Below are 13,899 nucleotides of genomic sequence, written 5' to 3' on the forward strand. Positions count from 1 at the left end.
GGGCGGACGGCGGCCGACGGCGGTCACCCGCCGGGCCCCTGCGCGTCCCGGGCGGCGCGGGCCAGGAGTCCGGAGAGTTCGACGCGGGAGCGGACGCCGAGCCGGGCGAACACGTTCCGCAGATGGTGGTCGATCGTGCGGGGGCTCAGCGACAGCCGGTCGGCGATCTCGCGGTTGGTCGCCCCCGCCGCCACCAGGCCGGCGATGCGCTGCTGCTGAGGGGTCAGCCCGCCGACGGCGTCCGGCGGCGCGAGGGCCGTCCCGCCCACGGCGCCGCCGGTCGCGCGCAGTTCCGCCCTCGCCTGGTCGGCCCAGACACCGGCCGCCGCACGCTCGAAGGTGACGAGCGCGTCGCTGAGGGGCCCTCTGGCCTCCACCGGACGCCTCCGTCTGCGCAGCCACTTGCCGTAGGCCAGCAGCGTCCGCGCCCGCTCGAAGTCGTTGCCCGTCTCCTCGTGGTGCCGTACCGCCTCCCCGTACCAGTGCGCGGAGTCCTCCGCACCGGCAAGGAGCGCACGGCAGCGGGCCAGTTGCGCGGGCGCCTGGGGATCGATCCCCAGGCCGGCCCAGACGGCGAAATCCTCGGCCGCGCCCCGGGCGTCCGCCGCCCGGCCCGCCGCGCAGGCCGCCTCGACGAAGCAGGGAACGACCAGCATCCGGAGGGCGAAGTGGCCGCTGCGGGGCCCCCGGCCGACGAGCGGGGCGAGGCGCGCCGCGGCCTGTGCGGCGAGTCCGTCGGCCAGTTCGGCCCGGGCCAGTGACCACTCGGCGAGCGTGATCGCCTGGACGAGTCCGTGCGGCCGTGCGGTCCGGAGCGCCCGTCCGGCGTGTTCCGTCACGGCGCTCCGGTCGCCCGAGACCGAGGCCGCCAGGGCGAGTACGGCGAGCTGGTGGGCCGCCGCGTTGCGCTGGCCCGTGCGTTCGGCCGTGCGCAGCCCCTCCCGGGCGTGGGCGGCGGCGCGTTCGTGGCGGCCGGCCCTCAGCTCGGCGTACGCCAGGTGTTCGAGGACCCTCGGGAGCAGCGCGGTACGGCCCTCGGCCCGTACCTTCGCCAGCACGCGGGCGTGGACGCGTACGGCGGTGGTCATGTCCCCGAGCACGAGGGCTGCGGCCCCGGCGCGCAGCAGCCGGCGCGGCTCGTCGGCCGCTCCGTCGCGGGCCACGACGCGGGTCAGTGGCGCGCGTGCCTCGTGCAGCCGGACGGCCAGCGCGGCACACATCCCGTCGCGGAAGTCCCGTTCGGCCGCGTCGGCGCACCCGTCCGTTCCGGGGCGCTGTGCGCTGTCGCCGCCGAGCGCGGTCGCGCACGCTTCCGGGTCGCCGGCCGCCCAGGCCGCCTCCATGGCGAGGAACCGCGCGTCGGCCGCCTCCTCCGGCGCGCCCTCGCGCAGCAGCGAGGCGGCGAGGAGCAGCACCTGGTGGGCGTCGCCGGCCGGACCGTCGGCCAGCGCGGCCAGACCGCGCTCCAGCTCGGCCCGCCCCCGCACCACGTCGACGGACGCACGGGCGAAGACCGGTGCCTCGCCGCCCGCCGGGGCCGGTGAGGCCGGTGGAGCCGGTAAGGCCTGCGGAGCCGACGAGGCCGGTGGAGCCGGTGGAGCCGGTGAGGCCGGTGGAGCCGGTAAGGCCTGCGGAGCCGACAGGGCCGGTGAGACCGATGGAGCCGGTGCAGCCGGTGCAGCCGGTAAAACCTGCGGGGCCGACAGGGCCGGTGAACCCGGTGAGGCCGGTGAGACCGATGGAGCGAGGAGGGCGCGCAGGTCCCGGCGTCGCGACGGCGGGACGGTGCCGAGGACGGCGCGCCGCAGAAGGGGCTCCACGAAGCGGAGCGCCTCGCGGGTCCCCCGGAGCAGGCCGTACGCGACCAGCCGGTCGAGCGCTTCGGGCGACGCCCGCACGGCGCGTGCCGCCGCGAGGACGGCGTCGGCGCCGACCGGACGTACGGAGCCCGGCCCGGACACTGCCGGGTCCGGCTCGCCCGCGATCGCCACCAGCGTGAGCACCCGGACGCATTCGGCGGGCAGGGACTCCAGCAGTCCCCGGAACACCTCGGACAGCACCGCGTCGTCCGCCCCTCTCACCGCCTCGACGCCACCTGCGGCATACGGCGGGGCAGCAGCGGGACCGGCGGTGGAGAGGTGTGCGGCCATCGCCGTCAGGACGCCCGGGTGCCCGGCGGCCTCGTCGAGCAGCCGAGCGCGTACGGAAGGCGGGAGCGGCGTCCGGCACACGTCGTCGAGCAGGGCGTCGGCACCCTGTCGGCCCAGCCGCCCCAGACGCAGCAGTCGGGCACCGGGCACATCGGGCGGCCGGTGGTGCTCCGCGAACGAGACGACCCACGCCCAGGGGACCGGCCCCGCGCGCCACACCGCGTCCAGCGCGGTGCGCGAGTGCGCGTCCCAGAGATGGTGGTCGTCCACGCAGAGCAGCAGGGGTTCCCCGGGGCGCAGGACGGCCAGCGCACCGGCGACGCCCTCCGGTCCGCGCGCCACCCGCACCGCGCGGCGCGCGGCCGAGGGCGTCGGGGCGAGTGCGGACACCAGCGCCCGCACTCCGCTCCAGGGCACCCGGTTGCCGTGCGGCGCGCCCACCCGGTGCGCCCGGATCGCGCAGTCCCGGACGGCCCGGTCGAGCAGCGCCGTACGGCCCGTCCCGGGGCCCGCCGTGACCAGCAGGACGCCGCCGGAACCCTCGGCGGCGCGCGCCGACAACGCCGCCACGGCGGCGAGTTCGGACGTACGGTCGTACAGCCGCGGAGCAGCGGCGGCCCTCGTCGCTCCACTCACGCCGCAACGGTACTGGCGGGTAAGGACCGAGGAAAGAGTTATGTGTTGGGCCCGGGCCCACACCTGGGGGAGGCCCACTGTGCCCGGGGACAAGTGTCGCCCCACCTCGCGCTCGCGCCCGTCCCCGCCCCGGCCACGGTCCGCACCGCCCCCGGCCCGCGCACGGGCGCGCGGCGGGGACGGGCGGGCCGGCTGTCAGGAACCGAGCGGGCAGGTGCCGCGGTATTCCTCGATGGTCAGGCTCGGCCGTGGCAGCGGGCAGAGGAACTGGTCGTAGCGGGTGTCGTCGTCGATGAACCGCTTGAGCCAGGAGATGCTGTACTTCGCGATCGTCGTGTTCGAGCTGTTCGGGGTGAAGTGGGTCGCGCCGTTGAGTTCCAGGTACGCCTTGTCGAGGGACGCAGGCAGGCTCTCGTAGAACGGCTCCGAGTGGGTGGCGACCGGGGCGACGGTGTCACCGTCGGCGCCCACGACCAGGGTCGGCGTACTGATCTCGGGCCACGACTTGTCCGTGTTCCATCCGGTGAGCGGGATGGCGGCCTTCAGGGAGGGCCGGCTCTTGGCCGCCTCCAGGGTGCCGCCGCCGCCCATCGAGTGGCCCATGACGCCCAGGCGCGAGGCGTCGACGCGGGAGCGGACCGAGCTGCGCTGGGTCAGGTGGTCCAGGGCGGCGAGCAGTTGGCGGCCCCGGCTGTCCGGCTGGTCGAGCGTGGTGAGGGTGTCGATGGTGAAGACGACGAAGCCCTGCGAGGCCAGCCGCGGTCCCAGCCAGGCGATGGAGGACTCGTACGCGGTGAAGCCCGGCGAGATCACGACGGCGCCGAACGTGCCGTCGCTCGTCGTCGTCGGGTAGTAGATGGTGCCGCCGCCGAACCCGGTGGCGGACAGGGAGGAGACGCTGGTCTGGGAGACCGCGTAGGAGCCGCGCGCCGCCTCGATGGAGGCCACGGTCGGTGCCGGTCCGCGCTGGTAGGGGTTGTCCGCGGCGTCGGCGGCGGGGGCGGCCAGGAAGGCCAGGGATGACAGGGCTGCGGCGGCGGCGAGGTGTCGTTTCACGACGGAGTCGTCCTCTCGTGTCGTGTTGCGTCATGTCGTGGGGCGTTCGGCGTCGGCCCGGGGATCGGCCGGCGCACCGGTATCGACCGGCTCGGCCACTGTCGGGGCGGCGGCGGACGAAGGCATCGGCGAAACGACCGGTCACCCGGCGGCGGCCCCTGCGCAGAGTCGGACGTGATACGGCGGAACGCCGCGTCGCCGTCGCCGTCCGGCGACGGCGACGGAGCGACACGGCTTCGACGCGACCTCAGACCCGGCTCCGCCGACGGCCTCAGACCGTGAGCGTCACCGCGGCATCGCCGCGAACACCTCGATCCAGAAGCGCTGATTCTCCTCCGAGGCGCCGACCAGATAGGTCGACCGCAGCTTCGGAGGCAGCAGCGCGACCAGCCGGGTCACGGCCTTGCGGTGCTTCTTCAGCTGCGACAGCTCGGCGTTGGCGATGACCTGGTGCACCACGTCGCTGTCGTCCCCGCCCTCCGAGGACTCGTCCGCCGCGCCCCGCAGGCGCGTCTCCCACACCTCCAGGTGGCGGGCCATCTCCCGCAGCCCCGTCACCGGCCGGTTGTCCAGGCGCACGACGAGACTGCTCAGCGACACCGGGGCGTACTCGCCGTCCCCGAGGTAGACGGTGCCCATCTCCAGGGGCAGCCCGCGCTGATGGAGCTTGATGAGCCGCTCGATGGTCCGCTTGGTGATCCAGGCGCGGCCGTCGTCGTCGATGTCGTGCTTCCACCATTCGAGCACCGTCTCGGCGACCGGGCCGTACGTGTCGATCAGCCACTCGTTGGCCGGGATGTCTCCCGGCTGCACGATCAGCGAGGCCGTGAACCGCGTCGCCTGGGCGATGTTGTTCCGCGCCACCAGGAGCTTGCGGCCCAGGTGGTACGGCGGGTTCTGCACCGCGACCTGCGCCCGCAGCCCCTCGATCCGCACGCCGGCCAGGGACCACTCCTGCGTGATCTCCATCAGCTTGGCGAAGGCGGCCTTGTCCTTGGGCCGGTTGTACTCGTCCCAGACGATCGCCTTCGGCTCCGTGCCGGTGAACGCGGCGGCCAGCAGATTGTCCAGCGAGCCGTCGGAGGTGGGGATCGGCGCGCAGAGGTCCTCGACGTTCGTGACGGGCAGCGAGAAGTACAGCGGCTCCCGCCCGCCCAGGCCCTCCCGGACCGTCTGCCGTACGAGTTCGGTCTTGCCGCAGCCGGGCGGGCCCTGGAGCAGGACCGTCCACCGGTTGCGCAGGGCCGCCCGCACCACGCTGCGTACCGGGTCGGCGATCCGCGCCGGGTTCGGCACGCCGAGCGCCTGGGCGATCCGGTCGAGGATCTCCTGGGTCCGGTTGGGGCCCGGGCTGCCGTCGGGGCGCGGTTCGGCGAGCCTCAGCCGCTCGCCGTTGACGAGGGGCAGCCCCCAGCTCAGCGGAAAGCCCTCCTGGGCGTTGGCGAGGATGTGGTCCACGGTGCGCGGCGAGAGCAGCTCGCGCAGAGCGGGGCTCAGCGACGCCCACACGCCGAACACCCCGCGGAGGTCCCGACCGCGGTACTTCGCCGCCAGCTTCATCCGCCAGGCCGTGTCGTTGGCGGTGATCCGGATGGTGACCATCCGGTCCAGGATGGCCAGATCGCTGCGGCGGGCGGCGGTCTCGGCGAGCGACTCGTTGTCGGTGAGGAAGACGCCGATGCAGCCGAGGGCCCGGAGGTCGTAGCCTCCGAGCGTCCAGTTGCAGGCGATCTGCATGAGCTGCGACTGGATCGACTCCCCCGCCTGCAGCGAGTCGTCGATGAGCAGGACGAACGGCTTTCCCGGCTTCAACTGGCTCATCACCAGCTGCCGCAGCACCAGCCGCCCGGTCTCCTCGTCCCGTACGGGAGCGTTGGCGAGGAGGTCGTCGGGGGTGAGGTTGGCGGCCGGGACGAAGACCAGCTCGGCGTCCGGGTATGCCTCGGCGATGTGCGAGAAGAACGTCGCCGTCTTGCCGATGCCGTGCTCGCCGAAGACCTGGCCGGTCTGTCCCATGTCGATCATCGCGTCGATGAAGGCCTCGAGGCGCGCGACGCCCGTCCAGCCCTCGGGCGGCTGCGGGTAGGTGGCGTTGGGCCGCCATGGGACGGTACGGAGCGCGGTCATGTCGTTCCTGTCGTGACGCGATGGCAGGCCATCGCGGTTGTGTGGGAGTCGGGCCAGTCGTCGCCGCCCTCGGTGATGAGCCAGATCCACTTGTCGGGTTCGGCCGGGGTGATCGGGGGCGCGTATCCGTCGGTGAGCATCACCACGGCGTCCGGGTTCTCCTCGAAGGGCCGGCCGTCGACGAGCGTGCGCCCCTCCACGTAGTCCGCGACGGCCTGGAAGCTCGTGCCCCCTCCTCCGTACACCCTCTCGCCGGGGCGGAACGGCATCACCACCGCGTCGAAGGAGAGCCAGTGCGCCTCCACCCCGTCGATTCCGCCGACGAGTTCGGTCAGCCAGCCGACGACGTGGTCCGGCATCGACCCCGAGGTGTCGTACGCGATGACCAGAACCTTGTCCCGCACAGGCCCGCGCCGCGACAGCATCGGGTCGAGGCCGAGCGCGGCGAGCAGCGCGCCCCGCTTCTTCGGGTACACCAGCCGCTCGCCGTCGCGCAGCTTCGACGCGACCACGTCCACCAGCCAGCGCTGCCACCAGTCCACCCGCGCCGTGCGGGGCGTCTGCCCGCGCAGCAGCCCCGCGCCGAGCCGGCCCCACATCCGGGTCACCCGGTCCGAGGCCCCGTCCGTACGGTCCAGCAGCTCGCCGATCTCCGCCTCGGCCACCGTGTGGCCCCGGCGTGCCGCGAGCAGGGAGTTGAGCAGCACCGAGGAGGCGATCGTGTCGACGGTCTCCTGGTCGGCGGGTATCTCATCGTGGGAGAGCCGGGGGCAGAGCGCCGGAGCCGGTACGGGCGGGTGCGCCATCCGTTTCAGCTCGCCGTACACCGACATGTCCGTGGCGATGAACTCCCGGTACTCCACGGGCTCCAGGCCGTGGGCGCGCAGGTCCTCGCGATAGGCGGTGTGGATCTCCCACGGGTCCACGCCCACCGGTCTGCCGTCACGCGAGGGCAGCTCGCGCACGCCGAGACGCACCATCGCCACGTGGTTGATGGAGACCTCTGCGGCCAGGGTGAAGACGGGATCGCTCCGCAGCTCCGGTTCGACGAACAGATGGCGGTGGATGAGGTGCCGTGCCTCGTGGAAGAGGACGAACCTCACCCCTTCGAGCCCGAGGGAGACGAAGAACCCGGGGTTGTAGACGAGCAGGCAGGTGCCGTCACCGCTCGCCACCACAGCGGCCGTGTCCACCGCCGTGGTCGGTATCTGGTGGCGGCACTTGGCGTACAGCCAGGAGGCCACCGCCGAGCCGGAGAGCCCGAAGTCCAGCAGCGCGGCCTCCTTCAGCCGCCGCGCCTCCGCGATCACCGTCTCGTCGGCGGGCCGCCACCGCTCCAGTGCGCGCCGGTCCGTCAGATCGACCACATGGCGTGGCCGTCCTCCGCGCTCCCCGTACACCATGTCTCCCCCGTCACTCCCCCGGTGCTGACCCATTGCTATCAGGTGGCACCGACAACGGGCGAAGGCGTTTCGGCTCGGCCCGTGCTCTAGGATCGGCGGCAAGGCGGGGCCGTAGCGCAGAGGCAGACGCACCGGTCTCCAGAACCGGGACACGCTGGTTCGACTCCAGCCGCCCCGCCCCTTCCGCGACGCGGCGCTTCCCGCACCGCGCCTCCGCCGCGGCGCCTCCCGCGCGCCGGCTCAGGCGATCGCGCCCGCCGTCACGATCAGCTCCGGAACGGTCCCCGTGAAGGTGGGCAGCAGCTGCGCCAGTACGGCCCACGCCTCGACGTTCGCCCCCAACGAACCGCGCACCAGGGGGCGCAGCACGTCCTCGGCCTCGCGCACCCGGGTGGGGAAGGCCCATCGGCCGGTGTCCAGAGTGGCGAGGACCGTGCCGGCGGAGCGCCACTCCCTGACATAGGCGGCCGGGCTCTCGACGATCCCGGCCGTCCGCATCCGGTGGGCGTAGCTCGGGTGGTCGGAGAACCGCTCCCGCAGGGCCGCGGGGCAGTCGGGCCGCAGTGCGAGCGCCCACCGCGCGTACCCGGGCAAGGGGTCCGCGGTGTCCGCCTCGACGACCCGCGACCAGTCCCTGCGGGCCACCGCGTTCGCGGTCCGCCGGCCCTGGCGCATGGTCGTCACCGCGCGGAGGGCGGGGACCAGTTCGTCGGAGGGAAGCCGCTTCACCGCCTCCGGTCGGGGCCGGTCGGCCACCGCGTCCGTCACGGGCACCCGGCGGTGCTCGTCGGGGCCGAAGGGCTCTCCGTCGAGCACGGCCAGCTCCAGCGCGCCGTTCAGGCCGCCGTCGAGGAGGACCACGATCTCGTTGGTCTCGGGGTCGTCCTCCTCCAGCATCCACAGCCAGGTGGAGGCGCGTGGCTCGGTGGAGGCGATCTGCCTCGTGGTGAGCCAGCGCTGCCTGTCCCGCGTGGCCGGCCGCTCCGACGTCCCGATCCGCTCCCGTATCCGCCCCGCGTCGTCAGGGTCGGCCAGGGAGACGAGCACGTCCAGCGCGCCGTCCGTGTCGCGGTGGTGATGCATGGCCTCCGCCCCTCTCGTGTCGCTCGGGCCGCGTCCGTCCCGATCTTGCCAAGATCGGCACAGAGTACGGGAATCACGGACGCGGCCCGGTCTCGGTGCGACCGTGTCAGCGCAGTTCGGCCTGGGCGGGGGTGTCGTCGAGGAAGCCGCCCGACTGGTGCCGCCAGAGCTTCGCGTAGGCGCCGCCGAACGTGAGCAGCTCCTGGTGCGTGCCCTGTTCGACGATCCGGCCGCGGTCGAGGACCACGAGCCGGTCCATGCCGGCGACCGTGCTGAGCCGGTGCGCCACCACGAGCGCCGTGCGTCCCGCCATGAGCTTCCACAGCGCGTCCTGGACCAGGATCTCGCTCTCGGAGTCCAGGGCGCTGGTGGCCTCGTCGAGCAGCAGGATCGGCGCGTCGCGCAGGATCGCCCGGGCGAGGGCGACCCGCTGGCGCTGCCCGCCCGACAGCTTCACGCCGCGCTCGCCCACCATGGTGTCGAAGCCTTCGGGCAGCGCGTCCGCGAACTCCGTGACGTGCGCCGCCTCCGCGGCGCGGCGGATCTCGGCGTCCGTGGCGCCCGGCCGGGCGAAGGCGATGTTCTCCCGCAGCGTGCGGTGGAACATGGCCGGGTCCTGCGGTACGTACGCGATCTGGCTGCGCAGCTCGGCCTGGCGCAGCCGGCTGATGTCCTGTCCTCCGATCATGATCCGGCCGCCGTCGATGTCCGACATCCGCAGCAACAGCCGGGTGAGCGTGGTCTTGCCCCCGCCGGACCGCCCGACGAAGCCGATCTTCGCCCCGCCGGGCACGGCCAGGTCGAGGTCCTCGAAGAGCGGCTCGGCCCCCGCGTGGGCGAAGGTCACCTTCTCGAAGCTCACGTCGGCGCCGCGCGGCCTGAGGGGCTCCGGGCAGGCGGGATCGCGTACGGTCGGCGACCGGAGGAGCAGTTCGGTGAACTGCGCGGCCTCCGTCATGGAGCTCTCCAGCCTGCGGTAGATCTGGTTGAACTCGAACATGATCCGCGTCGCGTTCGCGTAGTACGTGAAGGCGACGATGACGGCCTCCACGCCGTGCTGTCCCGCGCCGAGTCCGAGCGCGAGCAGCAGCCCCAGCACGTTGGTGAGCACGGACATCGGCGCGACGAGTGTGTCGATGCGCAGATTGCCGTAGTCCCACGAGCGCAGCGTCAGCCGTCGCGACTCGGCGACGCGGGAGCGGTGCTCGGCCGCCTCGCGCTCCTCGGCGGCGAAGGACCGGACCGTGTCCATGTTCATCAGGCTGTCGGCGACATGGCCGGAGACGCGGGCGATCGCCTGTTCGCGCCGGGCGACCAGCGCCTGCCGCCGTCGGATGAGCGGGGTCACGCAGACCGCCGTGACCGTGATCAGCGTGAGGAGGCCGACCACGAGCAGCGGGTCGTACTGCCAGAGCACGACGGACGCGAACACCAGGGGCACGAAGCTGCCCATGACGGAGAACGTCAGCGTGTCGACGAACTCCTCGAAGCGGGAGGCGAAGCTGAGGACGCGCTTGGTCAGCGATCCGGCGAAGTTGTCGTGGAAGAACGCGGCGTCCTTGGCGTACAGCTCGTCCATGCCGATCACGTACAGGTTCTCGATGCCGCGGGCGTCGAGGCGGTTCAGACAGTGCAGGCCGATGCGCCACAGGGTCTCCGCGAGCAGCAGGACCCCGGCGAAGCCGAGGACGTACGGCAGCATCGGGCCGATTCCGGTGGCGGCGTCGCCGTCCCCTGCGATGCGGCCGACGAGTTTGGCGACGACGAGGGGCGCGATGTAGAAGATGCCGATGTTGCCGAGCGCCGGCAGCAGCAGCGCCGGCGCGGCCATCCAGCGGAGCCGCGCCAGCTCCCTTCCGTAGTAGCGGAGCGCGAGGAGCACCGAGCCCTTGCTCGGTAACCCTTCGGACGTTTCAGGTGATCCCATCTCGAACCCTGTGCTCTCGGACCGACAGGTGACAAAACGTCAGTCTTCCGTGCCGGCACGTGCGCGGTCCACGCATTTTCTCCGGGCCGGAGCGCCGCGGCGTCGCGCGGGCGCGCACCGGGCGCGTCCGCGGCAGGCCATCCTTGCTGGCGAACACGGAGAACGGGACCCGTTGACGGGGACAGAGCGATCACGGGGTCGGGAGAGAGACGGGAGAGAGCAGCTCATGGCGCAGCAGGATCAGGGTCACGTCGTCGTACGTCGCGCCGACCGGCCCGGCGACCTGGGATGGGTGGTGATGGCCCACGGCGAGGCGTACCACCGGCAGTTCGGCTGGAACACCGACTTCGAGGTCCTGGTGGCCCGGATCGTCGCCGACTACGGCGCCACGCACGACCCGGCGCGAGAGGCGGGCTGGATCGCCGAGGTCGACGGCCGGCGTGTGGGCTGCGTCTTCCTCGTCGCGGGCGACCGGCCGCAGGTGGCCAAACTGCGGATCCTGCTCGTCACCCCGGAGGGCAGGGGCCTTCGCCTCGGGACGCGCCTGGTCGAGACGTGCCTGGCCTTCGCACGCGCGGCCGGCTACGAGCAGGTGACCCTGTGGACCAACGACGTGCTGACGGCGGCGCGCAAGATCTATCGGAGCTTCGGCTTCACCCTCGCCGACGAGGAACGCCACCACAGCTACGGACACGACCTCGTCGGCCAGAACTGGAACCTCGACCTGCGCCCCGGCGCCGCGGACAGCGACGGCTGAGCTCCGGTGGCACGGTGCCCTATGTCCGCCGTATGCACGTTCGGTTAGGCTGACCTTGCCTGACGCGCGGATGTGAGTCCTTCCGGTGCCGCAGGTGGGGACCCACAGGACGGAACGGGCAGGAGCAGGGCGCAGGTGAGACACAGTGACCACCGGGCTTGCGCACGTCGTGCGCCCGCTGACGCGGGTTCCGGCCCCGTGCCCGTGACGAGGCGTCGTGGATAAGATCGCGCTCACCGCCGGAGCCCTGTACGCCATCGTCCTGCTCCGCGCCGGAGGGACCTTCGCCGTCGGGTGGCTCGCCGGCGCCGGTGCCCGGCGCAGCAGGTTCGCCGATCGGATCGCCTCGGCGAGGTTCCAGCGCGCCGAGCGGGCGATCCAGCGGTGGGGCGCGCCCGTGGTGGCCGTCTCCTTCCTGACCGTCGGCTTCCAGACCGCCGTCAACTTCCTCGCGGGCAGCATGCGCATGCCGTTGCCCCGCTACCTCCCCGCCCTGTTCGTGGGCGGAGCGGCCTGGGCGCTGATCTACGCGACGGCGGGGATCGGCGTGCTGAAGGTCATGGGCAGACTCTTCGCCGAGCACACGGCCCTCGGGGTCTCCGCCGTGGCCGTCCTCCTCCTCGCGGTGTGCGGGGTCATCGTCCACCGCAGAAGAAGGGCGGCCCTGCCCTCCGGCGAGAGCGCGGCCGCGGATTCGTGAGCCCGGCCCACGAGGACGTGGCGCGACGGGCGGGGTGAGGTACCAGGTGTGGGCGCCGGGCGGTGGATCATGTCCGGGGACCGACCGCGCGCGGTGTCCGCATCGCCCTCCGTCCCGGAAGGACCTCCGAGGATGCGCAAGCTGCTGGCCGACGTGGCCCATACGCTCGTTCCGCCGACGGGCGACCGGCACGGCCCACTGCCACCGCTCATGCTCACCCTGACGGTGGTGGCCGGCCTCGTGGACGCGGTGAGCTTTCTCGCGCTCGGGCAGGTCTTCGTGGCCAACATGACCGGCAACGTGGTGCTCCTGGGCTTCGCCGTGGCGGGTGCCGCGGGCTTCTCCGCGCCCGCCTCGCTCACGGCGCTGGCGTCGTTCCTCGTCGGCGCGGTGGGCGGCGGCCGCCTCGGCACCCGGTTCGCCGCGCACCGGGGGCGGCTGCTCGGCGCGGGCGTCGCCGGACAGGCGCTGCTCGTCGCCGCGGCGCTCGCCACCGCGGCCACGTCGGGGGACGAGGTGGGCGCGCCGGTCCGGTACACCCTGATCGTGGCTCTCGGGATCGCCATGGGGCTCCAGACCGCGGTCGTACGTCGCGTCGCCGTGCCGGGTCTGACGACGACGGTACTGACCCAGACCCTGACCGGACTGGCCGCGGACTCCACCGCCGCCGGGCGAGCCGCGCCCCGGCGGGCCCTGTCCGTCCTGGCCATGTTCCTCGGCGCCCTCGCGGGCGCGCTCCTCCTCCAGGTCCGCCTCGCCCTCGCCCTGGGGGTGACGCTCGCGCTCCTGGTGGGCGTACACCTGGCGGTCCGGCGCCTGTCCGCCACCGACACCGCCTGGACCAGGCCTTAGGGCGTGTTGCGGCCGCCCCAGGCCGCTCTCCCTCGCCGGAGAGCGGCCTTCGTACGCCCTGCCGGGGCGACGCGTGTCGACCCCCTTCGGTTCCGTGATCACCGTCACCCTGTTGATTCACGGCCCGTGTCAACCGGACACCTGGTGCCAGGCGTATGCCGGGTGAAGCGAAAGATCCGGGAGTGAGTGTTGACCGTTGAGGAGTTCGAGGCGTTCTACGAGCAGGCGGTCGCGCGACTCACAGGGCAGCTGTACGTGATGCTGGGCGATCTGCACGAGGCTCAGGACGTCGTGCAGGAGGCGTTCGTCAGGGGCTGGAGCCGACGGCGCCAGCTCGATCGCGACGGGCAGCCGGAGGCGTGGATCCGTACCGTCGCCTGGCGCCTCGCCGTGAGCCGTTGGCGTTTCCGCCGGCGCACTTCGGACGCCTGGGACCGCGCGGGCGCGCCACCACCCGTCGAGGGCCCCGGCCCCGAGCATGTGGTGCTCATCGAGGCGCTGCGTGACCTGCCCGCCCAGCAGCGGCGCACGGTGACGCTGCACTATCTGTGCGACCTGAGCGTCGAACAGATCGCCGGCGAGACGGGACAGTCCGCCAGCACCGTGAAGACGCACCTGGTCCGCGGCCGGGTCGCCCTCGCCGATCGTCTGCAGCCCCGGAACGTTGAGGAGGACCCCGGTGCTTGAGCCCCAGGAACCCCAGGACCCCCTTCGCGAGCTGTTCCGGCAGGCCGCCGCCTCCGGGCAGTCCCGTGCGCGCGCCGTGCCGGTCGCGCGCATCGCCGAACGCGCCCGGCACGCGCACCGGCGGCGCCTCGCCGTCGCCGCCGGTGCCGCGTGCCTGCTCTTCGCCGGTGGCGGGGTGACCGCGGCGGCTCTCCTGTCGGACGGGCCGACGCCCGTCGTCCCGGCCGACAGCCCGAGTCCGAGCCCGAGCCCGCCGGCCGAACCGCCGTATCCCGGGGAGACGACCCGGCCGCCGTCGAACGGCTCGATGGCACCGACCAGCTCCACCGGCGAGGGCACCCCCGACGATCCGTCGGCCTCCGCGACCTGGCCGTCGGGGCGGACGACCACCACGCCTCCCTGACCTCCGGGCCGCCGACCTCGCAGCCGGCCTCCGGGCCGCCGGCCCCCGAGCTGCCGGCCCCCGAGCTGCCGACCTCCGGCCCCTGACCTCCGAGCCCCTGACCTCCGAGCCGCCGACC

The 13,899-nt window shown here is 73.3% G+C and carries 11 protein-coding genes and 1 tRNA gene; 6 read left to right on the forward strand and 6 right to left on the reverse strand.

Going from position 1 to position 13,899, the window contains the following annotated elements; genetic code table 11:
- Positions 1-23: 23 nt before the first annotated feature.
- The 4 genes from ACF1G2_RS03335 to ACF1G2_RS03350 all read right to left on the reverse strand — a co-directional run bounded on the left by ACF1G2_RS03335 (position 24) and on the right by ACF1G2_RS03350 (position 7,372).
- Positions 24-2,786 (reverse strand): LuxR C-terminal-related transcriptional regulator, encoded by a 2,763-nt coding sequence (locus ACF1G2_RS03335; RefSeq protein WP_391796602.1) that lies wholly within the window; start codon positions 2,784-2,786, stop codon positions 24-26.
- A 195-nt stretch (positions 2,787-2,981) separates the two neighbouring features.
- On the reverse strand, positions 2,982-3,842 hold the full coding sequence (locus tag ACF1G2_RS03340; RefSeq protein WP_391796603.1) for an alpha/beta hydrolase family protein: 861 nt from the start codon (positions 3,840-3,842) through the stop codon (positions 2,982-2,984).
- 285 nt (positions 3,843-4,127) lie between these two features.
- Positions 4,128-5,969, reverse strand: a complete 1,842-nt coding sequence (locus ACF1G2_RS03345; protein ID WP_391796604.1) for an AAA family ATPase — start codon at positions 5,967-5,969, stop codon at positions 4,128-4,130.
- Complete coding sequence (locus ACF1G2_RS03350; RefSeq protein WP_391796605.1) at positions 5,966-7,372, reverse strand: hypothetical protein; 1,407 nt, start codon at positions 7,370-7,372, stop codon at positions 5,966-5,968. Before ACF1G2_RS03350 ends, ACF1G2_RS03345 begins: the two co-directional genes overlap by 4 nt.
- A 103-nt stretch (positions 7,373-7,475) precedes the next feature.
- Here ACF1G2_RS03350 and ACF1G2_RS03355 point away from each other — a divergent pair.
- A tRNA-Trp gene (locus ACF1G2_RS03355) sits at positions 7,476-7,551 on the forward strand.
- Positions 7,552-7,612: 61 nt separating this feature from the next.
- Here ACF1G2_RS03355 and ACF1G2_RS03360 read toward each other — a convergent pair.
- Both ACF1G2_RS03360 and ACF1G2_RS03365 read right to left on the reverse strand, forming a co-directional pair.
- Positions 7,613-8,455, reverse strand: coding sequence for a hypothetical protein (locus ACF1G2_RS03360; RefSeq protein WP_391796606.1), 843 nt, complete (start codon positions 8,453-8,455; stop codon positions 7,613-7,615).
- A gap of 106 nt (positions 8,456-8,561) precedes the next feature.
- Positions 8,562-10,382, reverse strand: coding sequence for an ABC transporter ATP-binding protein (locus ACF1G2_RS03365; RefSeq protein ID WP_391796607.1), 1,821 nt, complete (start codon positions 10,380-10,382; stop codon positions 8,562-8,564).
- A gap of 226 nt (positions 10,383-10,608) precedes the next feature.
- Here ACF1G2_RS03365 and ACF1G2_RS03370 point away from each other — a divergent pair, with 226 nt between their 5' ends.
- The 5 genes from ACF1G2_RS03370 (at position 10,609) to ACF1G2_RS03390 (ending at position 13,781) form a co-directional block, all read left to right on the forward strand.
- The gene (locus ACF1G2_RS03370) at positions 10,609-11,139 is read left to right on the forward strand and encodes a GNAT family N-acetyltransferase (RefSeq protein WP_391796608.1); all 531 of its coding nucleotides are present in this window, start codon (positions 10,609-10,611) and stop codon (positions 11,137-11,139) included.
- A 217-nt stretch (positions 11,140-11,356) separates the two neighbouring features.
- Positions 11,357-11,839 carry a DedA family protein gene (locus tag ACF1G2_RS03375; RefSeq protein ID WP_391796609.1) on the forward strand — a complete coding sequence of 161 codons (483 nt, stop codon included), beginning with the start codon at positions 11,357-11,359 and terminating at the stop codon, positions 11,837-11,839.
- Between the two features lie 132 nt (positions 11,840-11,971).
- The gene (locus ACF1G2_RS03380) at positions 11,972-12,691 is read left to right on the forward strand and encodes a DUF1275 family protein (protein WP_391796610.1); all 720 of its coding nucleotides are present in this window, start codon (positions 11,972-11,974) and stop codon (positions 12,689-12,691) included.
- A gap of 189 nt (positions 12,692-12,880) precedes the next feature.
- The gene (locus ACF1G2_RS03385) at positions 12,881-13,378 is read left to right on the forward strand and encodes a SigE family RNA polymerase sigma factor (RefSeq protein WP_391796611.1); all 498 of its coding nucleotides are present in this window, start codon (positions 12,881-12,883) and stop codon (positions 13,376-13,378) included.
- Positions 13,371-13,781, forward strand: a complete 411-nt coding sequence (locus ACF1G2_RS03390; protein ID WP_391796612.1) for a hypothetical protein — start codon at positions 13,371-13,373, stop codon at positions 13,779-13,781. Before ACF1G2_RS03385 ends, ACF1G2_RS03390 begins: the two co-directional genes overlap by 8 nt.
- Positions 13,782-13,899: the final 118 nt, after the last annotated feature.

The sequence above is a fragment of the Streptomyces sp. NPDC013457 genome, from assembly GCF_043089925.1.
In the GTDB taxonomy this organism is placed as follows: domain Bacteria; phylum Actinomycetota; class Actinomycetes; order Streptomycetales; family Streptomycetaceae; genus Streptomyces.

What these genes read in the sequence shown, in the direction of transcription:
- ACF1G2_RS03365 (WP_391796607.1), bottom strand. Translation starts at nt 10,382, where the DNA reads ATGGGATCACCTGAAACGTCCGAAGGGTTACCGAGCAAGGGCTCGGTG.
- ACF1G2_RS03370 (WP_391796608.1), top strand. Translation starts at nt 10,609, where the DNA reads ATGGCGCAGCAGGATCAGGGTCACGTCGTCGTACGTCGCGCCGACCGG.
- ACF1G2_RS03360 (WP_391796606.1), bottom strand. Translation starts at nt 8,455, where the DNA reads ATGCATCACCACCGCGACACGGACGGCGCGCTGGACGTGCTCGTCTCC.
- ACF1G2_RS03380 (WP_391796610.1), top strand. Translation starts at nt 11,972, where the DNA reads ATGCGCAAGCTGCTGGCCGACGTGGCCCATACGCTCGTTCCGCCGACG.
- ACF1G2_RS03350 (WP_391796605.1), bottom strand. Translation starts at nt 7,372, where the DNA reads ATGGTGTACGGGGAGCGCGGAGGACGGCCACGCCATGTGGTCGATCTG.
- ACF1G2_RS03345 (WP_391796604.1), bottom strand. Translation starts at nt 5,969, where the DNA reads ATGACCGCGCTCCGTACCGTCCCATGGCGGCCCAACGCCACCTACCCG.